The organism is uncultured Winogradskyella sp. (genome assembly GCF_947501905.1).
Classification (GTDB): Bacteria; Bacteroidota; Bacteroidia; order Flavobacteriales; family Flavobacteriaceae; genus Winogradskyella.
Map to the genome: position 1 here is coordinate 672,986 of NZ_CANMXL010000001.1, position 25,011 is coordinate 697,996.

25 protein-coding genes are annotated in these 25,011 nt (G+C 32.3%); 14 read left to right on the forward strand and 11 right to left on the reverse strand.

Annotated features, from left to right (window positions below; genetic code table 11):
- Positions 1–2: 2 nt before the first annotated feature.
- The 4 genes from Q0770_RS03075 to gdhA all read right to left on the reverse strand — a co-directional run bounded on the left by Q0770_RS03075 (position 3) and on the right by gdhA (position 7,021).
- The gene (locus Q0770_RS03075) at positions 3–2,384 is read right to left on the reverse strand and encodes a TonB-dependent siderophore receptor (protein WP_299113879.1); all 2,382 of its coding nucleotides are present in this window, start codon (positions 2,382–2,384) and stop codon (positions 3–5) included.
- Positions 2,385–2,443: 59 nt separating this feature from the next.
- Positions 2,444–3,166 (reverse strand): DNA repair protein RecO, encoded by a 723-nt coding sequence (gene recO / locus Q0770_RS03080; protein ID WP_299113881.1) that lies wholly within the window; start codon positions 3,164–3,166, stop codon positions 2,444–2,446.
- A gap of 11 nt (positions 3,167–3,177) precedes the next feature.
- Complete coding sequence (locus Q0770_RS03085) at positions 3,178–5,562, reverse strand: two-component regulator propeller domain-containing protein (protein WP_299113883.1); 2,385 nt, start codon at positions 5,560–5,562, stop codon at positions 3,178–3,180.
- A gap of 115 nt (positions 5,563–5,677) precedes the next feature.
- Positions 5,678–7,021, reverse strand: a complete 1,344-nt coding sequence (gdhA, locus tag Q0770_RS03090; RefSeq protein ID WP_299113885.1) for an NADP-specific glutamate dehydrogenase — start codon at positions 7,019–7,021, stop codon at positions 5,678–5,680.
- 222 nt (positions 7,022–7,243) lie between these two features.
- On the opposite strand from gdhA, the gene Q0770_RS03095 reads away from it, so the two are divergent.
- Positions 7,244–8,068, forward strand: a complete 825-nt coding sequence (locus Q0770_RS03095) for a glutamate dehydrogenase (RefSeq protein WP_299113887.1) — start codon at positions 7,244–7,246, stop codon at positions 8,066–8,068.
- A 20-nt stretch (positions 8,069–8,088) separates the two neighbouring features.
- Here the strand turns inward: Q0770_RS03095 and Q0770_RS03100 are convergent, their stop codons facing one another.
- Positions 8,089–9,228: a cystathionine gamma-synthase gene (locus Q0770_RS03100; protein WP_299113888.1), complete on the reverse strand. Its 1,140-nt coding sequence runs from the start codon at positions 9,226–9,228 to the stop codon at positions 8,089–8,091.
- A 99-nt stretch (positions 9,229–9,327) separates the two neighbouring features.
- On the opposite strand from Q0770_RS03100, the gene Q0770_RS03105 reads away from it, so the two are divergent.
- Positions 9,328–10,035 carry a DUF3298 and DUF4163 domain-containing protein gene (locus Q0770_RS03105; RefSeq protein ID WP_299113890.1) on the forward strand — a complete coding sequence of 236 codons (708 nt, stop codon included), beginning with the start codon at positions 9,328–9,330 and terminating at the stop codon, positions 10,033–10,035.
- Here the strand turns inward: Q0770_RS03105 and Q0770_RS03110 are convergent.
- Together Q0770_RS03110 and Q0770_RS03115 are read right to left on the reverse strand one after the other, a co-directional pair.
- Positions 10,032–11,282: a sodium:proton antiporter gene (locus tag Q0770_RS03110; protein WP_299113892.1), complete on the reverse strand. Its 1,251-nt coding sequence runs from the start codon at positions 11,280–11,282 to the stop codon at positions 10,032–10,034. The two genes, Q0770_RS03105 and Q0770_RS03110, sit on opposite strands and share 4 nt — an antisense overlap.
- Before the next feature lie 4 nt (positions 11,283–11,286).
- The gene (locus Q0770_RS03115; RefSeq protein ID WP_299113894.1) at positions 11,287–11,742 is read right to left on the reverse strand and encodes a DinB family protein; all 456 of its coding nucleotides are present in this window, start codon (positions 11,740–11,742) and stop codon (positions 11,287–11,289) included.
- 83 nt (positions 11,743–11,825) lie between these two features.
- On the opposite strand from Q0770_RS03115, the gene Q0770_RS03120 reads away from it, so the two are divergent.
- The 3 genes from Q0770_RS03120 to Q0770_RS03130 are packed head-to-tail and all read left to right on the forward strand — an operon-like array spanning position 11,826 to position 14,198.
- Positions 11,826–12,179 carry an arsenate reductase family protein gene (locus tag Q0770_RS03120; protein WP_299114073.1) on the forward strand — a complete coding sequence of 118 codons (354 nt, stop codon included), beginning with the start codon at positions 11,826–11,828 and terminating at the stop codon, positions 12,177–12,179.
- Complete coding sequence (locus Q0770_RS03125) at positions 12,172–13,068, forward strand: DMT family transporter (RefSeq protein WP_299113896.1); 897 nt, start codon at positions 12,172–12,174, stop codon at positions 13,066–13,068. The genes Q0770_RS03120 and Q0770_RS03125 overlap by 8 nt, the downstream gene beginning before the upstream one ends.
- On the forward strand, positions 13,065–14,198 hold the full coding sequence (locus Q0770_RS03130) for a hypothetical protein (RefSeq protein WP_299113898.1): 1,134 nt from the start codon (positions 13,065–13,067) through the stop codon (positions 14,196–14,198). The genes Q0770_RS03125 and Q0770_RS03130 overlap by 4 nt, the downstream gene beginning before the upstream one ends.
- A gap of 2 nt (positions 14,199–14,200) precedes the next feature.
- Here the strand turns inward: Q0770_RS03130 and Q0770_RS03135 are convergent, their stop codons facing one another.
- A complete protein-coding gene (locus Q0770_RS03135; protein ID WP_299113900.1) occupies positions 14,201–14,680 on the reverse strand; it encodes a thioesterase family protein in 480 nt (159 codons plus the stop codon).
- Positions 14,681–14,766: 86 nt separating this feature from the next.
- Here Q0770_RS03135 and Q0770_RS03140 point away from each other — a divergent pair, with 86 nt between their 5' ends.
- Genes Q0770_RS03140 through Q0770_RS03155 form a run of 4 tightly spaced genes read left to right on the forward strand, consistent with a single transcriptional unit; the run spans position 14,767 to position 17,085 of the window.
- Positions 14,767–15,624: a YicC/YloC family endoribonuclease gene (locus Q0770_RS03140; protein ID WP_299113902.1), complete on the forward strand. Its 858-nt coding sequence runs from the start codon at positions 14,767–14,769 to the stop codon at positions 15,622–15,624.
- Between the two features lies 1 nt (position 15,625).
- Positions 15,626–16,216: a guanylate kinase gene (gene gmk, locus Q0770_RS03145; protein ID WP_299113905.1), complete on the forward strand. Its 591-nt coding sequence runs from the start codon at positions 15,626–15,628 to the stop codon at positions 16,214–16,216.
- A gap of 3 nt (positions 16,217–16,219) precedes the next feature.
- Positions 16,220–16,798 carry a nicotinate (nicotinamide) nucleotide adenylyltransferase gene (gene nadD / locus Q0770_RS03150; RefSeq protein ID WP_299113907.1) on the forward strand — a complete coding sequence of 193 codons (579 nt, stop codon included), beginning with the start codon at positions 16,220–16,222 and terminating at the stop codon, positions 16,796–16,798.
- Positions 16,799–16,824: 26 nt separating this feature from the next.
- Complete coding sequence (locus Q0770_RS03155; protein ID WP_299113909.1) at positions 16,825–17,085, forward strand: hypothetical protein; 261 nt, start codon at positions 16,825–16,827, stop codon at positions 17,083–17,085.
- A gap of 2 nt (positions 17,086–17,087) precedes the next feature.
- Here Q0770_RS03155 and Q0770_RS03160 read toward each other — a convergent pair whose 3' ends face one another.
- Positions 17,088–17,447 carry a YraN family protein gene (locus Q0770_RS03160; protein WP_299113911.1) on the reverse strand — a complete coding sequence of 120 codons (360 nt, stop codon included), beginning with the start codon at positions 17,445–17,447 and terminating at the stop codon, positions 17,088–17,090.
- A 65-nt stretch (positions 17,448–17,512) separates the two neighbouring features.
- On the opposite strand from Q0770_RS03160, the gene Q0770_RS03165 reads away from it, so the two are divergent.
- Positions 17,513–18,694, forward strand: coding sequence for an AraC family transcriptional regulator (locus Q0770_RS03165; RefSeq protein ID WP_299113913.1), 1,182 nt, complete (start codon positions 17,513–17,515; stop codon positions 18,692–18,694).
- Positions 18,695–18,765: 71 nt separating this feature from the next.
- Complete coding sequence (locus tag Q0770_RS03170; protein ID WP_299113915.1) at positions 18,766–20,886, forward strand: serine hydrolase; 2,121 nt, start codon at positions 18,766–18,768, stop codon at positions 20,884–20,886.
- Here Q0770_RS03170 and Q0770_RS03175 read toward each other — a convergent pair.
- Both Q0770_RS03175 and Q0770_RS03180 read right to left on the reverse strand, forming a co-directional pair.
- Complete coding sequence (locus Q0770_RS03175; RefSeq protein ID WP_299113918.1) at positions 20,867–21,631, reverse strand: HEAT repeat domain-containing protein; 765 nt, start codon at positions 21,629–21,631, stop codon at positions 20,867–20,869. The two genes, Q0770_RS03170 and Q0770_RS03175, sit on opposite strands and share 20 nt — an antisense overlap.
- A gap of 4 nt (positions 21,632–21,635) precedes the next feature.
- On the reverse strand, positions 21,636–22,493 hold the full coding sequence (locus tag Q0770_RS03180) for a winged helix-turn-helix domain-containing protein (RefSeq protein ID WP_299113920.1): 858 nt from the start codon (positions 22,491–22,493) through the stop codon (positions 21,636–21,638).
- Between the two features lie 131 nt (positions 22,494–22,624).
- Between Q0770_RS03180 and Q0770_RS03185 the strand changes: the two genes are divergently transcribed.
- The 3 genes from Q0770_RS03185 (at position 22,625) to Q0770_RS03195 (ending at position 25,004) form a co-directional block, all read left to right on the forward strand.
- A complete protein-coding gene (locus Q0770_RS03185) occupies positions 22,625–23,221 on the forward strand; it encodes a YceI family protein (protein ID WP_299113922.1) in 597 nt (198 codons plus the stop codon).
- Between the two features lie 5 nt (positions 23,222–23,226).
- Positions 23,227–23,805 (forward strand): hypothetical protein, encoded by a 579-nt coding sequence (locus tag Q0770_RS03190; RefSeq protein ID WP_299113924.1) that lies wholly within the window; start codon positions 23,227–23,229, stop codon positions 23,803–23,805.
- Between the two features lie 98 nt (positions 23,806–23,903).
- Positions 23,904–25,004: a serine hydrolase gene (locus Q0770_RS03195; protein ID WP_299113926.1), complete on the forward strand. Its 1,101-nt coding sequence runs from the start codon at positions 23,904–23,906 to the stop codon at positions 25,002–25,004.
- Positions 25,005–25,011 lie beyond the last annotated feature (7 nt).

Consider the following 25,011-nt stretch of genomic DNA (forward strand, 5'->3'; position numbering starts at 1 on the left):
TTTTATAAACTATACTTAAGAGAAATTATAAGATTTCTTCCAGCTGCAGCAATACCTGAAGAATAAGGTCTATAGCGTTGGTCTGTTATGTTCTCTAGACTTGTAGTTAATTCAAAATTATCGTTAATCTTAAATTGAGTTCTTAAGTTTAAAGTATACCATGAAGGAGAATATGGGTTTCCATTCTCATCTCTAGCATAGAGATAATCTTTACTAATTTCTGATGGCGCCAATTCATTAAAGTTTAACTCATTATTATATATCGCAAAAGCATCAAATGTCCATTTCTTATGTTTGTATGTTAAATGTGTGCGACCAAAACTTGGAGCAATATGCCTTACTGGCGCTTCTAATCCATTAGCTTCTTCGGTACCACCTATAATGTTGTATTGCGACCTTAGCTGTAATTTTTCAGAAAAATTAACCTCAGCACCCATTTCAAAACCATAGATATACTCTTGAGATGCATTCTGAATAGCTTGTACAGTACTTAATTCTCCATCATAAAGAATTTCACTTTGTCCATTTAGTGTAAAATCACGACGTATTAAAGCATTATCCAAAAACGTGTAATATGTGGCTAAGTCTAACTTTACTTTATCATTAAAGTTAAGTTTAAGACCAAGCTCACCTCCGTACGCATATTCTGGCTTTAAATTATTGTTAGGTACCACCACTGAGCCAGGTTCGGAATCAAAAACCTTACCTATATCATCTATGTTAGGTGCTCTAAAGGCTGTTGAAGCATTTAAATTCCACTCTATTAAGTCACTGGGTATCCATCTAATACCTGCAGTTCCCGTTAGAGCTCCCGAATTTATTTTAGATGTATTAAAAGGAAGATTTAAAAACACATTATTAGCCTCAAAATTTGCATTAGATATTATGTGGTTATATCGTAATCCTGACTGGAAAACAAACTTCTTATTGGGTTTATACTTATAGCTCGTGTAAGCTGCAATAGATTGCCATGTAGCACCATCTGGATACCTTGACAAAGATGCAGTATTTTGTCCTGTATCTATATTTGTTTCGAATCCAACAGAACCAACAATATTGTACAGGTACTCTAATCCGTAGTATAAACTTGAGGTTTTACTCAGCCTCTTTTCTAAATCTAAATTAAATGAAAATGCATCAACCTGCTCAGAACGTGTTCTTCGAGTTACTGACTGGAAGTTTCTATCAATTCTACTTTCTTTAAAATTTTGATATGCTACTGTCGCCTTTATCTTATCATAAAAAGTAGAACTACTGCTTAACTTAGTCACAGTAAGATTGCTCATAAACCATTTTTGAGGTCCATAATACCATTCCGCAGAACGCAAACCATTATTGCTAGGTCTAATAAGTCTATCATATCTTGCAAAATCCGATGTGCCTGAGTAATGCAAGCCTAAGTCGAATTTTAAATTGTCTGCTGGTTCAAAATGTACCTTTTGCATTAAGTTAATCTGATTGTAACCTGTAGGGTTTTGTATTAATGGGTCAGAATTATTAACCAAAATGTCTGTCCCATTTACAGTTTCTACAAACTGTGTTCTTAAATATTCGTCGGGGCCATGACGACCCATTCTTAAATCTTCAAAATCAGTAAAACTTACACTAGATAGAAAACCCCATTTATTATAACCAAGGTTTACATCTGCATGTATTGTTTTTTCATTATTTGCAGTAGCATATCTTGTAACTGCATTAGTCTTTATAAACGCATCGTCTTTATAAGATAACTGAGGCTTTTTAGTGTAAAAACTCATAACACCGCCAATAGCATCGCTTCCGTAAACCACAGAACCAGCACCAAGTGTTACCTCTGTATTTTGAATAGCAAAAGGGTCTATGGAAATGACATTTTGTAAATTTCCGCCTCTAAATATGGCATTATTCATGCGAACACCATCAACTGCAATGAGTAATCTATTTGTAGAAAAACCTCTAATAATAGGACTACCTCCACCTAGTTGGCTTTTTTGCACAAATATATTTCCTGTAGCTGCTAAAGCATCTGCGCTAGTCTGAGGATTTGCTAATGCAATGTCACTAGCACTAACGCTAACTATAGATTGTGGTATATCTCTCTTGTTTTGTTCAAACTTTGAAGCTGAGATAACTACTTGATTTAAATCCTCTATACTTAGAGTCATAAAAACTTCAAACCCGCTCTGTGTAATTTCGCTTTTTGTTAGTTGCAATTTGGTATAAAGAAAATTCTGAAAATAGATAACTTCATTTTCTGAAAACACATCTATTACTACCTTACCATCAATATCAGTGATTACTGATTTATTTTTTTTTAGATTGTAAAGAACCACACCGGGAATTGGTTCTTTTGAAGCTTTTTCTTTTACAACAATTGTCTGTGCTTGGCCTATTAAGCCTAACATTAAAAAGATAATTACTATAATCTTTGCACGTAAAAAATTCAACCTAAAAGTATGATTTGTTAGCGAAAAACCTCGCCTAAGATTTTTAATGATTTTGGTTTTTTAAAACCCTCCAAATGTAACTCAAAATATAACAATAGCATATCTAAAAAGCTATGCCTTTCAAGTGCATTAATTTTTATAGTTGAAATAGCATCAAAATTTATGCCTAGTAGTTGTTTTAACAATGTTAAATTCTTCCCAGAAACTGAATAGTGCCCCTCTGATTGTGTTTCAAAATAGCCAGTTCTCAAATTAAAAAAGAATGTATTCTCCTTTGATTCACATGGCTGAAAACCTAAATATCGACTTAATTTTAAAAGAAATAATAAATGGAAATTGGCATAATCGTCTTCACTATCTAAATATTGAAACGCCGTCTCTATGAAATGAAATAAATCTGTATTTTTTTCTTCTTCTTTTAAGACCATTGTCATTAATTCAGATAAAAACATAACTATAGCGCTCTTATAGACGTTACTATATAATGTCTTATATATGTAATTAGACTTTATGTCTCTTAAGTAATGTAATGATTGGTTGGGCTTGTAATTTTCTTCAACTGCTAATTGCATTAAAGGCTGAAAATAAACACTTTTGGCTCGGCTAGTTTTTGAAGATTTGAGCCCTCCCTTTATAAGATAGCTAACAGTGCCTCTATGCTTAGTATATGCACGAACAATTAAATCGTAATCTTTATACTTTATTTTACTCAGAACAATAATATTGGATTTAATGAGCATAAATACAATGATTATCTTATAATAAGAAGCTTTATTATTTTACTTTCAAAAGAATCTAAATCATTAATTATGATAAGATATACTCCTGAAGCGACGATATTATTTGCTAAGTTTTTACCATTCCATATTGCGGTTCCTCCATCAATGGCAAAATTGGTTCTAAGGTTAGAGTTACGTCTATTAACTCGTGATTGCGCTTCTGCGACAAGATTACCTTCAATGTCTGTGATTTTAATATTTACATTTTCCGTTAGGCCAACAACTTTAACACCTTTATTAATATCGTTTAAGTCATTTGCTCCTAAAATATCGTACTCGGGTCTTACTGGATTAGGATATGCATATGCATCATCTAATTCTTCTACTGGAGATGTGCCTCCAGCCTTAAATGAAAGCAAACCATTAGGTGTTGAAAAATAAACAGTTCCATTACTTTCGTCAATTGAGATGTCATTAATCGTGTTTGTTGGTAATGGCGAGTTTGCTGTAGTAAAATGATAAATAGTTGACTGACCGTTTGGACTAACGTAGAATACTCCAGAATCTACTGTTCCAATCCACTTATTATTAGACCCATCTACTTCAATATCAGTAATTTCTTGGTTTTCAAGTAATTCTCTAGCTAAACCGTCCTCTAGAAAAATTATAGGTTCAACAAAGGGATTTTCTTCTTCATAAAAGCCTGAGGTATTAAATAGCACTCTAAGTCCATTTCTTGTACCTATCCAAAGTTGATTTGATTTATCTAATGCTAATGCTCTTACTCTAGATGAAGTTAACCCTTGGGTTTCGTCTTCTATTTGTCTTATGCTAGTGCCTTCATTTTCATTAAATGCAATAAGTCCATTACTAGCTGACCCTATCCATTTTGTTCCAGTATTATTGTCAATCACTATATCGTAAAACCCTAATTCATCAAATACTGGGTCGACAATAAATGATGCAAAACTAAATGTTCGCCACTGATTATTAGAAGGATTATAAGATTTTAATGCCAAATCCACTCTACTCGTCATATTCCAAAGATTTCCTTCATCATCAAAGGCAGAAGCTCCTGTTCTGATATCGATTAAATCTGGCAATGAAGGGATAATAAGTGATTGAAGTGGACTATTTGTTTCATCAAAAAAATTAGTAGGCTCAAAGTTGTTAAACTCTAATAGTCCATCTATGAAAGAGCTCACAAATACCTGGTTAGGGTTTGATGGGTTAATTGTAATTTTATTTAACTCACGCATTCCTAGAAGGCTATCAAATGGTATATTTGTCCATTCTTCCCCTCTTAATATACTCACACCTCTACTGTTAAGTGGATATGGATTTAATCTATCTGTATACTCCCCAAATGTCACCCATAATCCCTCTCTAAAAGCTTGAATTTTAAAGCCATTATTTCTTAAAGGTCCATCTGGCCTAATTTCAACAAAAGTAGTGGTATCACTAATATTTGTACGCAATACTCCAAAAGTACTTGTACCAATATAAATATCTGTACCAAAACTAATTGCCGATGAATATTGTGTCTGAAAATCTGTGGTTTGATTGACTTGCGTTATTATGACTGCCGAAGAATTAAATATAAAAACTGAATTGTTATTTGTATATAACAACTGACCATCAACTGATTCTGAATCTAATGGTAGTAAATTAAAAGTAAAGACCGGTGTTAATACATCATTGACAAACTCAATTAGATTTCTATCTGTGCGTAGACCATACAAACGGTTATCTACTGTTTCTATAGATACATAACTGCCACTCGTAATAGTTTGCCATTGACTAGCATCTATTAAATTTGGATTGGTTAATAATCCTTTTCTAATACCATTTCCTGCATTACATGCAGCATAAATAAAACCATTAAAAATAGTAGTTTTTTCAACAGGTATTTGCGTGTTGTTGTTTCCTATAAAATAAGTGTCACCAAACTCTAAACGCTCTAAATCATAAACCGAAATTCCAAAATCTGTAGATATATATGCCAAACCTTCATGTTCATAGAAATCATTAATACCTTTTATACTTGGGTCAATACTTTCTTTTTCAAGAATATCTACTACAGTTAATACACTTTGGTCAGACTCGAAATAAATTTCCATAAGACCCGTTTTATATCCAATAAGTAGTAATTGATTTTCCTCGCTATATTCTATTGTAGAAATTAATTCTCCTGAAAGTCCTTGTATGGTTGTAATCTTCTCAACTTCATTAGAGTTTACATCATAACTGAAAATTACATTTTCTGAAGCTGCGAAAATTTTAAACTCACTACGTGTTACATCTACAATGTTGTAATAAGAAAAATAGTCTTGCCAGAGTGCTGAAAAATCTTGCGCATCTGATTTAAAAGTCGTGAAGAAAATCACAAAAAAAACGAGAATGTATCGTTTTATCATTTCAATTTAAGTTTGTTCAAATATATTTATTACTAACGTTATTTTTTGCGTTATCATATATAAAAAAAGCTCCTACAATGTTAGCAGGAGCTTTTTCGTGTATTAAGATTATAAATTAAACCACACCTTGGGCTAACATAGCATCTGCTACTTTAACAAAACCTGCAATATTTGCTCCCGTTATGTAATCTATAGAGCCGTCATCATTTTTACCATATTTCACACAAGAATCATGTATATCTTCCATGATATCTTTTAATCTATTATCTACTTCCTCTCTGGTCCAACTTAATCTTAATGAGTTTTGACTCATTTCTAAACCTGAAGTTGCAACACCTCCTGCATTAGATGCTTTTCCTGGTGCAAACAAAATTTTAGCCTTCTGAAACTCATGAATTGCCTCAGGCGTTGATGGCATATTTGCACCTTCAGATACACAAATACAACCATTATCTATAAGTTGCTTAGCTTCTTCTCCATTTAACTCGTTCTGAGTTGCACATGGCAATGCAATATCACAAGCTACTGACCATGGTCTTTCTCCTTTGAAATATTTTGCGTTTGGATACTTATCTACATACTCACTAATACGTCCTCTTTTTACATTTTTAAGGTCCATAACATACGCTAACTTATCCGTGTCTATACCATCTTCATCTAAAATATAACCTCCAGAATCAGAAAAGGTTAAAACAGTTGCTCCTAATTCAATAGCTTTTTCAGCTGCATATTGTGCTACATTTCCAGAACCAGAAATCACAACTTTTTTACCGCTAAAAGAATCGTTTTTAGTTTTTAGCATATTTTGTGCGAAGTATACATTTCCGTAACCTGTAGCTTCTGGACGAATTAATGACCCTCCCCAAGAATGTCCCTTACCTGTTAATACACCTGTAAAAGAGTTCTTTAATTTTTTATACATTCCAAACATAAACCCAATCTCTCTAGCACCTACTCCAATATCTCCAGCTGGCACATCCGTATTATGACCTATATGCCTAAAAAGCTCTGACATAAAGGCATGACAAAAACGCATAATCTCATTATCGCTCTTACCTTTAGGATTAAAGTCAGAACCCCCTTTACCGCCACCCATTGGCAATGTTGTTAATGCGTTTTTGAAAACTTGCTCAAAAGCCAAGAACTTTAAAATACTAGCATTAACCGAAGGATGAAAACGTAAACCCCCTTTATATGGGCCAATAGCGGAGTTCATTTGTATTCTATATCCTCTATTTACTTGAAGTTCTCCAGAGTCATCTACCCAACAAACTCGAAAAGAAATAAGTCGTTCTGGCTCAACCATACGAAGCAAAATATTCTTTCCGTGATAAATATCATTTTTAACTATATAAGGAATCACAGTTTCAGCAACTTCCTCTACTGCTTGTAAGAATTCTGGCTCATGGCCATTACGCTTCTTTACTTCGTCTAAAAACGCTTCAATTTTATCTTTCATTTGATATATTATTAGTGTATTCTTAATTTTAAGTCACAAAGATACATTATCTGTAAAAAAATCGATTTATTTTTTTAATATTATCAATATCTTTTTAATATTTAATTTTTAGCTTCGTTTAATCTATGCAAACAATAAATATGCATTTCGTCCGTTTTATTTTGTATTTCGTCGATATTTTTTATATTTGTCCATGAATAAGCCCAAAAAAGAGCTAAATCTATGACTATTAACCTGAGGCAGTTACTCATTATTTGTGTTGTAATTTTAACAACACATGTTTCGCAAGCACAACTTGGCTTTTCTCACGAAGTGGGTGTCATTACTGGACCAGTACAGTTTCGTTCAGATTTTGGACAACGCTTTAATGAAGAAAATAATATTGGTAATACTGGTTATGGTATCGGCATTATTCACTATATAAATTTTTCTTATAGAGCAGATTGTAATTGCTATACATCTGACACTTATTTTAATGATCACTTTAAATTACGAAGCGAGATTTCTTATAATAAGACTAAATTAGACCATTTTGGTCGTTGGGTAGATGCTAGTCAATTTGGTATAGATGGGCAACGATTAAGAGCGCATTCTGGTGAAGCCAATAACTTTGATATTGGTATGCAGTTAGAGTACTTCCCTCTTAGTATTAGAGCTTTTTCATCACATACTGGTGGTTGGGCTCCTTTTGTTAGTTTGGGTGCACATTATACCATGTCATCTCCAAAACAGTTTACCACATTTGCACGTCAAGGTGCTGGTGCTTCTGATAATAATATTTTTAACCCCGACAATATTTACGGCCCATGGATACAAGCTAGTAATGGAGAATATCCCATAGACGTAAGTTCTATAAATGCTTGGTCTGTAGTTTCTAGTATAGGTACAAGATACAAATTGACTATACTTTCAGATTTAATGATAGATTTAAGATTTCAATATTACTTTAGTGATTGGATTGACGGTTTAAACCATAAATTACCTTCTAATAAGTTTAATGACGTATTGATTTGGCTAAACTTTGGCTACATCTATTATTTGGACTAAAAATTAAAGACATAAGCAAATTATCCTATCGCTTGTTTTAAATCTGCTATTAAATCGGCTTCATCTTCAATACCTACACTTAATCTTATTAGCGCGTCTACTACACCTGTTTTTTCTCGTTCTTCTTTTGGTATACTTGCGTGGGTCATACTTGCTGGATGACCTGCTAAAGACTCTACACCACCTAAAGACTCCGCAAGTGTGAAAATCTTCATATTTTCGACGATTTTAATCGCTTCATTATAATTATTTCCTTTAGTTACAAAAGAGACCATGCCGCCAAAATCATTCATTTGCGATTTTGCAATATTATGATTTGGATGACTTTCAAAACCTGGCCAATATACTTTTTCAATCTTTGGGTGATTTGCCAAATATTCAGCTACAGCTTTCCCGTTTTCGCAATGACGTTGCATACGAATATGCAGTGTTTTTATTCCTCTTAAAGCCAAAAAACTATCCTGAGGTCCGCAAACCGCACCACTAGCATTTTGTATAAAGTACAAACGTTTAGCTAAGTCTTGATCTTTAACTACTAAAGCTCCCATAACCAAATCGCTATGACCTCCAATATATTTTGTTGCAGAATGCATTACTATATCTGCTCCTAAATCTAATGGCTGTTGAAGGTAAGGTGTTGCAAATGTGTTATCTACAGCTAGCAATACATTTTTTCGCTTTGCTATATTAGCCGTAGTTTTAATATCAATGATATTCATTACAGGGTTTGTTGGTGTTTCTACCCAAATGAGTTTTGTATTTTCATTGATATAATCTTCAATTTTTTCGGCATTTTCCATACCAATAAAATGAAATTTAATACCGAAATTCTTATAAATACTAGTGAACAAACGATAGCTTCCGCCATATAAATCATTTGTTGAAACGACTTCATCTCCTGGTTCGAGTAATTTTAAAACAGCGTCAATTGCTGCTAATCCAGATCCAAAAGCTAAGCCATGACTTCCATTTTCTATACTGGCTAATGCGTTTTCTAAAGCACTACGAGTTGGGTTATGTGTACGAGAGTACTCATAACCTTTATGACCACCTGGTGTAGATTGCGCATATGTAGACGTTTGATAAATTGGTGGCATTACAGAACCATAAGCAGGATCATGTTGTTGGCCGCCATGAATCGTTTTTGTATTGAACTTCATAAAAAATAATTTTCAAAGCATAACAAATTTAACCCTTAATTCGTTGTATTCAAATGTATAGCATACCTTTATTAAATGTTAAATAAAAGTCCTTTTGGTTTGAAAAAAATAATTCTACTCCTAGTCTCTTTAGTTTTCTTTTTTGGATGTAACGAAGACGTAAAGCCACTCGAATTTGAAACTTCTATAATCAATACCTCATATAAAGCAGATATTGAAGTTTCTTTTGATAAGGCTAAAACAACTTCTGACATTGCCAAAAAAGTAAATACTTCAATCACTTCAGAAATCTTAAAATCTATACCTAATTCTGAAGCTCACAAAACTATTGAAGATGCTTTAAAAGCTTTTGATAATGATTATATAGAATTTAAAAATGAATTTCCTGAGAGCCAACAAGCATGGGCTTTAGCTATTGAAACAGAAGTGCTTTATAAAACTGAAAACATTATAACAATGGGTTTAAGTACTTATTCTGATACAGGTGGTGCTCATGGTAATGATAGTATTCAATTTTTGAATTTTAATCCAGAAACTGGAAACCGATATTCAAACGAAGAATTATTTAGTGATGTAGAGGGTTTTAAAAAACTCGCAGAAACCTACTTTTTAGACCATATGAAAAATGAAGGTTCTGATATTTCAGAATTTTTCTTTGGGAAATCTTTTCAGCTTCCTGAAAATATTGGTTTTAATGAAGAAGGCGTGATTTTATTATACAATGTGTATGAGATAGCATCATATAATCAGGGATATACAGAATTTGTAATTCCAATTGAAAATGTGCAACAATTTCTAAAAATCTAACTAGAATATTTTTTTGTAATTCTTTTTATAATAGGTCCAACTGTTAATCCTTGGCCTACGATAGAAACAATAACCACTATATAAGTCATTACCAGAAATAAATCTTTGTTCATATCTACTGTTAAGCTAAGAGCCAGTGCAATAGATATACCTCCGCGTAAACCTCCCCAAGTCATAATCAAAGTTGTTTTTGGCACAAAATCTAAACGTTTCGCAAAGATTTTTACCGGTGCAAAAAGCGATATGTACCTACAGGCTAAAATAACAGGTATGGCTATTAAACCAGCATAGAGATAACTTGTGTCTAGCGCTAGGACTAGCATTTCCATACCAATCATTACAAATAAAATTGTGTTTAGTAACACATCAATTAATTCCCAAAACTTGTCTACATAAGCTTCTGTAACCTCAGACATTGATGTTTCTCTGATAGTATCATTCCCAACAATTAAACCTGCTGTAACCATAGCTAAAGGTGCAGATAGATGTAATTTATGAGCTAAAAGTGTTCCTCCCATAACAGCAGCAAGTGTAATAATAACCTCTACTTCGTAATTATCAATGGATTTCATTAATCGATAAGCAATCCAACCTAATAATCCTCCAAGTAATATTCCTCCACCAACTTCTTGAATAAAAAGTGTTGCAATTTCAGAAACTTCAATAGCAGCATTTGGCTTTTTTGCAATAGCATAAATGGTTAAAAATATAACAACACCAACACCATCGTTGAATAAAGATTCTCCAACTATTTTTGTTTCTAATTTTTTTGGCGCACCTACTTTTTTTAAAATTCCTAAAACTGCAATTGGATCTGTTGGAGAAATTAATGCTCCAAAAAGCAGACAATGAATAAAAGTTACATTAAAACCCATAGCTGTTAAAAGCGGATACATTATTGCGCCTACTAAAAGTGTAGACCCTAAAACACCAATTGTCGCAAAAGCTAAAATAGGCCAACGCTGTATTTTAAGTTGGTCAAAATTAGTATGTAACGCACCTGCAAAAAGCAAAAAACTTAGCATGACGTCTAGGAGTAAAGTTCCAAAATTTATGTTAGAAATAAATTCGCGTTCAGTCTGTAAAATAGTATCATCAAACTGCCCAATAACAACAGCGCCCATAGTAAATACAATGGTAATAAGCATTAAGCCAATAGTAATCGGTAACTTTAAAAACTTAACATTTATATATCCAAAAAGTGCAGATATAACTACTAATATTGATGCAATGCCAAAGTAATCCATAATCTTAAAGTGCTTTTATTAATGCTAAAATATAGCCGTAGTGAATGCCTTCATGAAAATTATTAAATGCCAAAGCTTCGTCTACATTTGTTAGTATACTTCCTGTTGAAACAGTATATTCTTTATAGCCTTTAAAAACACCGTTGTTATAATCTTCTTCAGTTTGGTTAATTGGGGCGTATAATAAACGTCTTATCTCTTCTACTTCCGCTTGGCTTACGTCTCGTTCTGTTTTTGTGCCTTTTCTATATAGAGAAATCATTTTGTCTGACAATACGCCTTCTAACCCAGACAATTTATAAACCAATAATTGTTGTGTAATAATACTATGGGCAATGTTCCAAATGATATTGTTTTTGAATCCTGCTGGCACTTTATTTAACTGCTCTAAAGTGAGCCTATCTAAAAAACCTTCTAACAGAATTCTATTTTTTCTAGTGATATCAATATCGTAATGCATTGTCATATATTTTTATTAAAAGTACAGTATTTTACTTTGAAATGAAGTTTCTTTGCAATTGCAAATTAAGTGATTCTTTAATGATGAAAAAAATATATTACCTCAGTACTTGTGACACCTGTAAGCGTATTATAAATGAGTTGAACTTGTCTTCTGATTTTATACTTCAAGACATCAAAACAGAAACGATGACTAAAGCTCAAATAGAAGAAATGAGAGCTTTGACCGATAGCTATGAAGCTTTATTTAGTAAGCGCGCACGTCTATACAAAGAATTAGGATTAAAAGAAAAGTCGCTTTCAGAAGAAGAATATAAAAACTATATTTTAGAACATTATACATTTTTAAAACGTCCTGTCATTTTATATAACAATCAAATCTTTATTGGCAACTCTAAAAAAACTGTAGAATCTGCTAAACTTGCTATACATGAATAGTAGAGCTTTTGCTATAGTTGCATTATTTCTTGTACAGCTCCTGTATGGTCTTAACTATACGTTTGCAAAAGTGATTATTAACGAAAACTTTGTAAAACCTCTTGGCCTTGTGATATTGCGAGTTGGAGGTGCAACATTACTATTTTGGTTAATTAGCCCTCTACTCCCTAAAGAAAAGATTGATAAGAAAGATTACATTAAGTTCTTTTTCGCTGCAGTATTTGGGGTCATGATTAATATGATATTATTTCTAAAAGGACTAGAGCTAACCACACCTATTCATGCAGCGGCGATAGTAACCATCACTCCTGTAATTATCTTAATATTGTCCTCTTTTGTTTTAAAAGAAAAAGTCACTCCTCTAAAAGTTATAGGTGTTGTTCTTGCTTTTAGTGGTGCAATCGTATTAACTATTTATGGCAAATCAGCTCGCGCTGGTGACGATATAGTTTTGGGTAATACTCTAATTTTTATCAATGCCATTTCTTATAGCATCTATATTATTTTAATTAAAAAATTAACAGAAAAATACCATCCTTTTACGTTTATAAAATGGTTATTCTTGTTTGGTTTTATATTAGTTCTTCCTTTTGGATTTAAGGATATTACTCAAATGGAATGGACCGCCTTTACGCCATATGCATGGACCGCTTTATTATTTGTTGTTGTTGGTGCTACCTTTGCCACTTACCTATTAAACCCATTAGCATTACGCAAACTTAAAGCTACTACAGTAGGTGTATTTATCTATTTACAACCTGTAATTGCTGGCCTATTTGCTATTATCATGGGTGCTGATGTAGTTGATACTGTTAAAATCTCAGCTATGGTTCTAATATTTTTAGGAGTATATTTAGTTACCATAAAACCAAAAAAGGTTAAATCTTGAGTTTAAAAACCGAAATATTTAATACCGTAGATAACATTCCTCAAGCCTATTGGGACACTCTTAACTGCTGTACAAATATTTACTATTCTCCTGAGTTTTTAAAAGCTTTTGAGCAAGCAAATACAGATATTGTTTTTAACTATGTTTTTGTGACCAGAAATGACGAAGCTATTACTTTTGCCAATACACAATTAGTTACAATTGGTGTTGAAACTATTACTCAGAATATAAAAATGAATGCATGGATAAAACGAAACATCAATCGTTTGTTTTGTGACAACCATATAAGAATTTTGTTTTGCGGTAATGTTTTTTTAAGTGGAGAGTATGGTACATTTTTAAAAGAGGGTGAAGAAAAAATTGAAGCTTTTGAAACACTTGCCGAAGGTATTAAACGACTCTCAAAATCATTAAAAAAGCTTAATGGTCTTTTTGTAAAAGACTTTAAAAACGAATCGCTTTATATTACAAAACACCTCGATAAGTTTGGTTATACGCCTATGCAAGTAGAGCCAAATATGATTATTACTTTAAAACCAGAATGGCAAACTTTTGAGGATTACAAAGCAGCATTAAAATCCAAATACCGTGTAAAAGCAAACAAAGCAGATTCTAAAAGTGCTGTTTTAGTTTCTAAAAATTTTAATGCACAAGATATAGAAACCTATAAATCACAACTACAAGAACTCTATCAGAATACTATTGATAATGCTGATTTTAATGCGCAAATCTTAAACTTAAATACCTACACTTTTTTAAAAGAAAGCTTTAGTGATGAGTTTACAGTAATAGGTTATTTTTTAGAAGATCAACTTGTTGGGTTTTTATCTGCCATGAAAAATGAAGACAACCTAGATGCCCATTTTATTGGTATAGATTACAGCAATAATAAAGAGTTTGGCATCTATCCTCGAATACTCAACGATTATGTAAGGCTTGGCTTAGAAACAAAAGCCAAACGAATTAATTTAGGTCGCACTGCATCTGAAATAAAAAGCACACTTGGTGCAGAACCAGAAACTTTAACTTGCTATTTTAAACATAAAAGAACTTTACCAAATACAATAATAAAGCCCTTTGTGAAAAATGTGACGATTAAAACATTTAAGCAGCATAAGCCTTTTAAATGAGCCTATAATTCTATATTCTTTGGCTTCACGCCATGCTTACGGGTATCTTCTTTAGTTAGTATTTTAAAGCTTTCAGATTTAGGGAATTTATCTGCTAATTCTTGTAAACTCTCTGGCAACCCACAAAGCTTTCTAGCTTTCAAGTCTATCCAACCACCTTGCATTTCGCAATAGGCAAGATTTCGACCTTTATGGTCATAAAAATTATGTTCAAACATAAAAAACATCCCATCTTCACTCAAACCAGAAACTTCTATTGTTACAGTTATAGGCATGCCAATAAATGATTCTTTAAAATAGTACATGTGCTCATAAAATACTACTGGACCTATACCGTGTTTATGTATTTCTGGCATAGAAAATCCTTGCTCTGCAAAGAAAGACATCCGTGCATGACTCATAAAATTGGTATATGCAGAGTTTGCTAAATGGCCATTAGCATCAACATCACTCCAACGGATTTCAAATTGTTTTTTGTACATATTTACGTTCATTATAATGAAGCAGTAAAGATAAAATAAAACCGTTCTATTTTGTACCTTTGGCCAACTTTAAAGTTCTGTATTATATGATACAATCCATGACTGGTTATGGGAAATCTGTGCTTCAGCTTCCTACCAAAAAAATAACAATAGAATTAAAATCGCTAAACAGTAAAAATCTAGACCTCAATGTACGCATGCCTTCTATGTACCGTGCAAAAGAGTTAGATATACGTAAGCTTATCGCTAAACATTTGGTGAGAGGAAAAGTGGATTTTTCGTTGTATGTAGAAGTTACTGGAGAAGATACCAGCTCAAAAATTAATAAGACTATTGTAAGAGAATACATTAAGCAACTGAAAGATGTTGTGGACGGTAATGAAACTGAGCTATTGAAAATGGCAATACGCTTACCAGACGCCATAACTACAGAACGTGATGATATTGATGAAAACGAATGGAAAGCCATCCAAAATGAAATAAACACAGCCTTAGAACATATTAAAACTTATCGTGAAGACGAAGGCGCTACTTTAAAACAGGATTTTGAAGCTCGTATTAGGTCTTTACGAGATTTGCTAAATCAAGTTATAAAAATGGACCCAGAACGTATAGATGGTGTTCGTGCCAGGCTTGAAAAAGGCATTGCAGATATTAAAGAAAAGGTTGATGAAAACCGTTTTGAACAAGAACTCGTTTATTACATCGAAAAATTTGATATCACAGAAGAAAAAGTACGGTTAGATAATCACTTGGATTACTTTATTTCGTCTTTAAATTCTGCAGATTCAAATGGTAAAAAACTAGGCTTTATTTCTCAAGAAATAGGAAGAGAGATAAACACTATTGGTTCAAAATCTAACTATGCCCCAATGCAAAAATTAGTTGTACAGATGAAAGATGAGCTTGAAAAAATTAAAGAACAAATGTTAAACGCTCTATAACGTGGCAGATAAAAACACATCCAAACAAGGCAAACTAATTGTGTTTTCAGCACCTTCTGGTTCTGGAAAAACCACTATTGTCCGTCACTTGCTTAAACAAGAAGAACTCAATTTAGAGTTCTCTATTTCTGCCACATCACGAGAAAAACGCGGTAAAGAGGTTGACGGCAAAGATTATTATTACTTATCGCTTAAAGAGTTTAAAAATAAAATTAAAGCTGACGAATTTTTAGAGTGGGAAGAAGTATATCGCGATAATTTTTATGGTACTTTAAAAGAAGAGGTTGAGCGTATTTGGGCAAAAGGCAAACATGTAATTTTTGACATTGATGTCTCTGGTGGATTACGTATAAAACGAAAATTCCCAGAGCAAACCATTGCTATTTTTGTAAAACCTCCAGACTTAAACGAACTGGTAAAACGACTAAAGGAACGTGGTGAAGAGAGTGAAGAAAAAATAAGCATGCGTGTTTCTAAAGCACCTGCTGAGCTAGCCACAGCACCTTTGTTTGATGAAATTGTAGTAAATTCAGATTTAGATACGGCATTAGAAAATGCTTATAACTTAGTTTCAGAATTTGTAAACAACTAGTACATGAAAATTGGTCTCTATTTTGGCACGTTTAATCCTATTCATGTTGGACATTTAACCATTGCCAATCATTTGGCTGAGCATAGTGATTTAGACCAAGTTTGGTTTGTAGTAACACCTTTAAGCCCTTTTAAAAAGAAAAGTAGCCTGCTAGATAACCACCAGCGTTTAGAGATGGTATATAGAGCTACAAAAGATTACAATAAATTAAGACCTAGTGATATTGAGTTTACTTTACCTGAACCTAATTATACTATTGATACACTTACCTATTTACTTGAAAAATTTTCTGAACATGAGTTTTCTTTAATCATGGGAGAAGATAATTTAAAGAGTTTCCACAAATGGAAAAACTACGAACTTATATTAGAAAACCATAATATTTACGTGTATCCTAGAATTTCTGAAGGTAAAATTGAAACTAAATTTGATGGTCATCCAAAAATCCACCATGTAGATGCACCTATAATGGAAATCTCCTCAACATTTATTCGTAAGTCTATTAAAGATGGTAAAAATATAAGACCTCTTCTACCAGAACATGTTTGGGAATATGTAGATGAAATGAATTTTTATAAATAACCGCACGCAATGTCATTCTGAGCTAAGTGAAGAATCTCGAACAAGAAAATATCGAAAAAAGAAAAAACACACCTCTAACTGCTTCTGAAGCTTTAGGTTTCTTTTTTATACCTATTAGCTTTGCTAAACTTAAAAGATGGAGTAACACAGACTTTAATAAAGCCGAAATGGAAAGGTTTAAGAAATTTGGGTTTGACAGAAAAATAAAAGAAGCTAAAGACATTAGAAAGTTTGGGCTTATATTCTATACTTCTATACCTATAATCTTAGCTTATTTATTAAAATAAGATTAAAAATGGTAAAACGCATTTTCTAAATGTTCAATCTTAAATGCTCCTTTTTCTTTTACAATAGCTATAATATCAAAACGTACTTCAACGTCTAAGTCATTAACTGAGACGTATTCATCAACTGCTTTGACTAAATTCTTTATTTGTTTGGGTTTTACAAAATCTTGAGGATTTCCAAAATCTGTCGTAGAACGTGTTTTAACTTCAACTATAGCCAGTATATCATCCTTTTGAGCAATAATATCAACCTCAGCTTTTTCAAAACGGTAATTCTGTGCAACAATAGCGTAGTTGTTTTCAATAAGAAAATCCACTGCTAATTGTTCGCCTTTTTTGCCAAGTTCGTTATGTTGCGCCATATCTCTAAAATAGAAAAATAGTATTACATTTATTGTGTCAATCAATTCAAATTATTATATCATCTATGGATTTCCCTTTTAGCTTTGGACAAAAAAGTTCATTACTATTAATATTCTTTTTTCATGGTATTGTGTTTTCGTTTTTATCACTCAGAAAAGGAATCGTACATAATAATAAAGCAAGCAAATGGTTGAGTTTATTACTGTTTCTGTATGCCATGTATATCACACCTTACATGTTAGGTTATGCTAATTGGTATTCCAAAAAAATTACTGCGGACATTCTGTTTTTTATACCATTTATGCAGGTATTATTAATTGGACCTGTCGTCTATTTTTATACTAAAAGCCAATTAAATTCAGGGTTCAAACTTTCTAAAAAAGACTATATTCATTTTATACCTGCCATATTATATGCCATATACAGCTTAGTAGTTTTTATTACCGATAAATTGATTTTAGACGACTATTATTTCTATGCAGATTACCGAGATAAGGATATGTCAAATTGGTATCAAGCAACAGGATTAGTATCGATGGCATTCTATCTTGGTTTGAGTTTACGCTACTATTCAAATTATAAAAAGTTGCTTTTTGACACAGTAAGTTATGCCGACTCTATATTGTTTAAATGGATTAGAAACTTCATGATTGCCTTTTTGGGTATTCTCATATTGCGGGTGCTATTTTTTATTACTAATCCCGAATGGGGCGAATTCGGAAGTCAGTTCTGGCACTATATTGCATTTTCATTTGTGTTTTACTATATCGCTGTTACTGGTTATAGCAACATTATAAAACAGACTACATTATCTGTTGAAAAATTTAAAGTGATTAATGTCTTTGAAGATGAAGTTTCAGTTTTTAAAGATGAAACTACAACAAATGCTAGTGAAAAAGACCTTACCATATGGAAAGACAAACTTTCTAAATTAATGACAGAAAATCACTTATTTGAAAATCCCCGTTTAACACTTTCTGATGTTGCTAAAGAATTAAGTACGACGACAAAGACCATATCTTCAGTTGTAAATTCTGGTTTTAATATGAATTTTAATGATTTTGTAAATCATCATAGAATTGAATCTGTAAAAGAAAAATTTGAAAATGGTGAGCAAAACACCACTACCCTTTTAGGGATTGCTTTAGATTGTGGTTTTAATAGTAAAGCCACATTTAATAGAGCTTTTAAAAAGAGTACGTCTCTTTCTCCAAAAGACTATTTAGAAAAATTAACAAAAGAATAGGTCTCAAATCAAGATTTGAAGCGTTTAGCGTACTATTTACCATGACATTTGTATCAAATTAAAAAAACGTCATGAAAAAATCACTTACACTATTCGCTTTACTAATTTCAATTTCACTAGTTGCTCAACAACAAATAAAACAAATTGATGCTATTGTTAATTCTAAACTATCAGACAATGATCCTGGGTTATTTGTAGGTGTAGTTAAAGATGGGAAAATCATTTACGAAAACTATAAAGGTTTAGCCAGTCTGCAACATAATGTAAAGATTGATGCCAGTTCACGCTCTAACATTGCATCTACAGCAAAACAGTTTACGGCTTTAATGATATTAAACTTATCTCTAGAGCAAAAGCTAAGTTTAGAAGATGATATTAGAAAATACTTACCTAAACTCTACCCAAGCGTAAAAGAGAAAATTAAAATAAGACACCTAATTAACCATACAAGTGGTGTTAGAGACTTTTATGATTTAATGAGTATACAACAAGAACCATGGTGGAGAAGAGAAGGTTTAGATAATGATGATGCTATTGAACTATTAGAAAAGCAAGAAGATTTAGCCTTTGAACCTGGTTCAAGATACATGTATAGTAATTCGGGATATACATTGCTAACTAAAATTATTGAAGTGGCTTCAGGTGAAAAATTCCATGACTATTCCGAAAAATTCTTTAAAAATCTTGGGATGGAGAATACGGTATTTCTTAAAAACTATATGGCAGTTATTCCAAACCAGGCCTTACCATATTCTGATTGGGGTGATGGTGTTTGGCAACAATATCCTATGATAACAAACTTATATGGCGATGGTTTTTTGTTTACCTCACTTAAGGACCAATTGATTTTTGAACAGGCTATACAAAATGCAAAATTCAACAATAACCGATTATTAATCGAAAGTCAAAGCCCAATACCTAATAGTGAAATAAAGACCTATGGCTTTGGACTTGAGTTAGGAGAAAGACTAAACTACAACTCTGTTCACCATTCTGGAGGAACGGGATCTTATCATTCCCAAACCATTCGTTTTCCTGAAGAAAAATTAACTGTCTTTGTAATGAGTAATAACAGTAATTTATGGAGTGGTGCTATTGCAGATGAAGTGGCAAAATTATTTCTACCAAAAAAAGAAGCAGTTATTACATACGACCAACGTTTGAAAGAAGTATCTAATGCTATTGCAACAACCGAAATTTTAGGTCAATACCTCTCGCCAGGTAACTATTTGATTAGAATAGAGAAAAAAGACGAAAAACTAACTTGGAGAAACGGCAATAACAACCCTATAGAGCTTAAAAAAGAAGCACAGAATCTTTACAGCTTATCGTATAACTCTAAAACTAAAATAGGCTTTTATAAAAACGAATTGATCTTATTCTATCCTTCTGGAAAAACAAGTATTTATAACAAAATACCTAAGCAAGAAGTGACACTTGCAGATTTAGAAAGTTATGTTGGACAATATTACAGTACAGAATTGGATGTTAATTTTACGCTTGCATTAAAAAACAATAAACTTATTATTACTCTTGATGGTTGGAAAAAGAAACATGAGGTAGAAATATTAAATCCAAATGAGCTTTTAGTCTTTGATTATATATTAAAAATAGAGCGCGACCAATTCAACAGAGTTACTAACATTCTTCTCACAACTAATCGCATACTCAATAATAAATTCATCAAAAAAACGAACTTAAAATTTCAACCAAAAATTGAAACTGAAAACGGATCTATTAATGTCACAACTATTGGCTCTCGAGATGGTAAGTCTTCTCAAATATTATTAACCAAAAACTATCCTAATGGCAATGAAATTTGGTCACAACAATTTGGTGGTAAAAGCTATGACAAGGCAAGTTCTATTTTGGCAACAGATGATGGCTATTTAATCATTGGCTCTACGAGTTCTTATGGTAAAGGTAACTATGACATGTTTGTTGTTAAGACTGATAAAAAAGGAAATGAAATCTGGCAAAACTCTTATGGAGATTTTTACAACGAATATGGATATTCAGCCGAGAAGACAGACTCTGGCTATATCGTTAAAGGCACTATACAGAAATGTTCTTCAAATACGGATGTGTTTAATAGAACTTGCACTACTAATGTTTGGTTTGTTTCTATAGATGACAATGGTAAAGAATTGTCAAATGAAATTTTGGAAGAGATTAATGAGGCTTATAATTAACATCAATATAATCAATCGCTTCTTGCTGAGTTAAAACAGCAAACTTTTTATAGCGTTCATGCACATCAACGATTTCATCTAAGGCCTTTTCAATAAGGCCTTTGTTTTTCCATGTATTCAAATGTGTTATTACGGTTTGTAAACACCCTTTTTTATAAGCAATTTGTCCTAACACATGAATTAAAGTATCTGATACACGTTTGGTTTCATCAAATTCTAGCTCCTTTAAAAGCGGTAAAATATCTTGTGGGTATGTTCGTCCTCTTAATTCAATGCCGTGGCAGATTTCACGACGTATTTCTTTATCAGGATGTTTTAAATATGTTTTAGCCCAAGCCAAAACAGGTTCAGGGTTTCGCTCTCCCATTTTCTTTATTGAGCCAATAACAGCATTACGCACGCGATGATGTGCATCGAACAAGCTCGTATCCATAAAATGCTGAATCTTATTAAAATGAAATTTCCCAATCTCACCTGCGGCATTAATAACGGTTTGACGTACTAACTCATCTTCATGCTTTATTAATTCATTTAATACCTGAAAAACACTTGATTGTAACTGGGTTTGTGCGTAGAAAATTTTTCCGATAGCTAAGTACCCTGTTTTGCGAATATAAGTATCGTCATCAGAAAAGTATTTAAAAATTGATAAGGAGTTACTGTGCATTAAATCATTTTCAATCTCTTGATTGATGCTTTCTACAAGTAAATTCCGCTCCACCTTAGATAAATCGTAAAATCCCATATTATTAATTTACTAACACAAGCTTATAACCTACACCATGGACATTTTCAATAATTATAGAACTATCCGCCGAAAGCTTTTTTCTTAATTTTGAAATAAACGTATCCAAACTTCTACCAACAACAACGCCATTATCTTCCCAAACCCTTTTAGTTAGTTCGTCTCTGGTAATAATTTGATTAGGGTTAGCAACAAAGATGGCTAATAATTCACATTCTTTTTTTGAAAGTGCAATTTCAACAGCTTCTTTAATTAACTTATTTTGGTTTTGATAAAACTGAAAACTTCCAACCTTAATATAATCGCTATTTTGCTTTTCATTTTTTAGAGCTTGTTTCCTCCTATATATCAAAAACAATAGCAATAAAAAAGCAGCTAAAACACTGCCATACAGCAATGTCTTTTTATTCATCAACGACGCCACTCTTCTTGTAAATCTCACTTCAATATAGTAGCAATCCAAAGGTAAGTTTCTACTCATACAAGGAATAATGGTACTTTCTTCATCGATACTCATCTCATAACTATAAGCGACCTCATCATCTACACACTGAATGACCTCGACTAGGTAATGCTTAGGCAAATTTGCCTTCTTAAAATTAGTCTCTATAAACGAAACCAAATTGGAAGGCTCAAAGGATAACTCTTCTTGAAAAGACAATCTATACTTAGATTGCTTTAGGGCTACAACTGGTAAAATTAGAGATGTTGAATCTTGATGAGATAGTAGCAACTGATTACCAACCTCACGAAAAGAAATCTTAACACGCTCTGAAAACTCATCATTTTCAATACCCGAACATGATAAGATTAAGATGAAAAATAAAAAACTAGAAATTGTGTTAATGGACTTTCTCTTCATAATTACTGTAAATAACATACAATTTCATGACTTTTTACAACTGTTGACACTTCTTTTACATTTTTTTGACACTCTTCCTTTTATCTCATTCTAGTTTTATCAAAACAAATTTTAATCAAAAAGATAATATCATGAAAAAACGAACATTGCTTATTGTAATTACACTTTTTACAGCTTTTACTTATGCTCAGACTTCAAATTCTGACTTAATAGAAAAATTAGATATCAATACATCTAAAAGCGAACTTAAATGGTCATGCGAATATGCTTTTTATTTTGGAGGTCATGATGGCACAATAAATTTTGAAAATGGTTATTTTTTAAAACAAAATGGAGCTATTACTGGTGGTGCGTTTACGATAGATATGAATTCTATTAAAAATTTAGATATAAAAAATGCCGAAGCTAATGCAGGCTTGGTAGAGCATCTTAAAAATGAAGATTTCTTTGATGTGAAAAAATTTCCAAAATCAAAATTGGTAATAACTAAAGTTACTTATCATGATGCAACACATATGCGTATGGAAGCTAATCTTAAAATAAAAGATATTACCTTACCCGTAAATTTTCAGGCCGAAGTTGATTACCAAAAGAAAGAGATGACTACACGATTTAAAATAGACCGCACACTTTGGGGTGTTACCTACAACTCAAAAGAAGTTGAAGGCAAATTAAAAGATGGTCTTATCTCTGATGCTATAGGTTTTGAAGTAAAATTGAGTTTATAAAAATTATGAAAGAGATTATATCAATTATTGCAATTTTGCTGTTTGCAGGATTACACAGTCAAGAAGAAAATTTAGGTGTTTTAGAATCAGATAGTACTTGGAAAAAAGAACTTATTAAAATGCCTTTAGGATTTGCCAGAGAGATCAATTACGAAGGTTTTGAAGACATTAGATTTGCAAATGGTTGGTCAAAAAAAGAAAGTCCCGAGTTTTGGGCTTATACTTTTGTTTGGCATGTAAAAGGCATACAAAAACAAACCGAAGAAAATTTAACTACACACCTAAAAGCTTATTTTGATGGCTTAATGTTGCCTGATGATAACGATAAACAGAAAGTTCCAGGAGCAACTATATCTTTTAGTAAAACTAAAAATCAAGAGTCTAGTTTTACAGGGACAATAAAAACCTACGATAGGTTTCATACCAAAGCCACTATTACCTTAAACTGTACGGTAAAAGCTTATTATTGTAATACACTAAACACCACTACAGTTTTATTCAGATTTTCACTACAACCTTTTAATCATAAAGTTTGGGATAAGTTTAATGACGTAAAACTTAGTGATGAGGTTTGTGATGATTAAGGCTTAAAAATTATTTTGTAACCTTTCTTTTTGTTGACTTGTCCAATAAGTGTGAATTCGCAATAACACATTTATAAACATTAAAAAGTCATCAAAAAATGAACACTTTAAAACACTATTTTTTAATTTTTTGCACAAGCTTATGTTTAGTTGGGCTTGGACAAAACAAATCAAAATCAATACAATTACCTGACGGTAGCGAGATTTCAATAGCTTACTTAAACGATTATATTCAAAAGGCTATGGACTCTCTTAATTTGCCTGGGTTATCTATAGCAATAGTTAACGACAATACAATTGCTTATCACAATACATTTGGCTTTAAAAACATAAAAACAGAAGAGCCAATAACTAAACGTACGCTTTTTGAAGGTGCATCACTTTCAAAACCTTTATTCGCCTATTTTTTAATGAAAATGGCCGAAGATGGGAAGATAGATTTAGACAAACCCATTTTTCCTTATCTAGAAGCTATTTTTCCTGAAGGAATTATTGCTGAAACATCACTTGAAAATTATAAAACATTAACGCCTAGAATTATCCTATCTCATGGAACTGGCATCCCAAATTGGGTCAAAGGAAAGCCTATCGAAATAGCTTTTAAACCAGGAACAGATTTTTCATATTCTGGAGAAGCTTACCAGCATTTAGGAGCTGCTTTTGGCACTAAATTGGGTATAGCTTGGGGGAAAAAGTTAGATTCTCTTTTTATTAATGAGGCTGCATTGCCAATTGGGATGGGTAGAAGCTTATATACTTGGGATTCAAAATATGAGAATACCATAGCAAGAGGTCACATAAAAGGTAAAGTGAATCCAGAAATTAATAGGTATAAAAAAGTTGGTCCAGGGTTTAGCTTACACTCAGATGCAGAAGATTACGCCATGTTTCTTATTGAAATGATGAACCCTAAAAACATTTCAGTAGCCACAAGAGATGAAATGCTTAAAGAACATAATCACTTTAAAAAAGATAATAAACTCTATAAAGAAACAGGACAAACTGGTTGGGGCTTAGGCTTTGCACAAAAGCCAACACCATATGGACTAATGCACCTGCATACTGGAAATAATAAGGATTTTCAAGCTTACACAATGTTTATACCAGACCAAAAATATGGTTTTGTTATGTTTGCTAATTCAGATAACTTATTTCCTTTTTTAGAGAAGCTAGAAGAATTATTAGGAGAACATTTTTAAACTATAA

Coding starts and splice junctions, on each gene's coding strand:
- Q0770_RS03185 (WP_299113922.1), top strand. CDS start 22,625: ATGAAAAAACGAACATTGCTTATTGTAATTACACTTTTTACAGCTTTT.
- Q0770_RS03180 (WP_299113920.1), bottom strand. CDS start 22,493: ATGAAGAGAAAGTCCATTAACACAATTTCTAGTTTTTTATTTTTCATC.
- nadD (WP_299113907.1), top strand. CDS start 16,220: ATGAAAATTGGTCTCTATTTTGGCACGTTTAATCCTATTCATGTTGGA.
- Q0770_RS03165 (WP_299113913.1), top strand. CDS start 17,513: ATGGATTTCCCTTTTAGCTTTGGACAAAAAAGTTCATTACTATTAATA.
- Q0770_RS03095 (WP_299113887.1), top strand. CDS start 7,244: ATGACTATTAACCTGAGGCAGTTACTCATTATTTGTGTTGTAATTTTA.
- Q0770_RS03135 (WP_299113900.1), bottom strand. CDS start 14,680: ATGTACAAAAAACAATTTGAAATCCGTTGGAGTGATGTTGATGCTAAT.
- Q0770_RS03075 (WP_299113879.1), bottom strand. CDS start 2,384: ATGTTAGGCTTAATAGGCCAAGCACAGACAATTGTTGTAAAAGAAAAA.
- Q0770_RS03085 (WP_299113883.1), bottom strand. CDS start 5,562: ATGATAAAACGATACATTCTCGTTTTTTTTGTGATTTTCTTCACGACT.
- Q0770_RS03110 (WP_299113892.1), bottom strand. CDS start 11,282: ATGGATTACTTTGGCATTGCATCAATATTAGTAGTTATATCTGCACTT.
- Q0770_RS03175 (WP_299113918.1), bottom strand. CDS start 21,631: ATGGGATTTTACGATTTATCTAAGGTGGAGCGGAATTTACTTGTAGAA.
- Q0770_RS03120 (WP_299114073.1), top strand. CDS start 11,826: ATGAAAAAAATATATTACCTCAGTACTTGTGACACCTGTAAGCGTATT.
- Q0770_RS03195 (WP_299113926.1), top strand. CDS start 23,904: ATGAACACTTTAAAACACTATTTTTTAATTTTTTGCACAAGCTTATGT.
- recO (WP_299113881.1), bottom strand. CDS start 3,166: ATGCTCATTAAATCCAATATTATTGTTCTGAGTAAAATAAAGTATAAA.
- Q0770_RS03125 (WP_299113896.1), top strand. CDS start 12,172: ATGAATAGTAGAGCTTTTGCTATAGTTGCATTATTTCTTGTACAGCTC.
- Q0770_RS03115 (WP_299113894.1), bottom strand. CDS start 11,742: ATGCATTACGATATTGATATCACTAGAAAAAATAGAATTCTGTTAGAA.
- Q0770_RS03190 (WP_299113924.1), top strand. CDS start 23,227: ATGAAAGAGATTATATCAATTATTGCAATTTTGCTGTTTGCAGGATTA.
- Q0770_RS03170 (WP_299113915.1), top strand. CDS start 18,766: ATGAAAAAATCACTTACACTATTCGCTTTACTAATTTCAATTTCACTA.
- Q0770_RS03140 (WP_299113902.1), top strand. CDS start 14,767: ATGATACAATCCATGACTGGTTATGGGAAATCTGTGCTTCAGCTTCCT.
- Q0770_RS03100 (WP_299113888.1), bottom strand. CDS start 9,228: ATGAAGTTCAATACAAAAACGATTCATGGCGGCCAACAACATGATCCT.
- Q0770_RS03160 (WP_299113911.1), bottom strand. CDS start 17,447: ATGGCGCAACATAACGAACTTGGCAAAAAAGGCGAACAATTAGCAGTG.
- gdhA (WP_299113885.1), bottom strand. CDS start 7,021: ATGAAAGATAAAATTGAAGCGTTTTTAGACGAAGTAAAGAAGCGTAAT.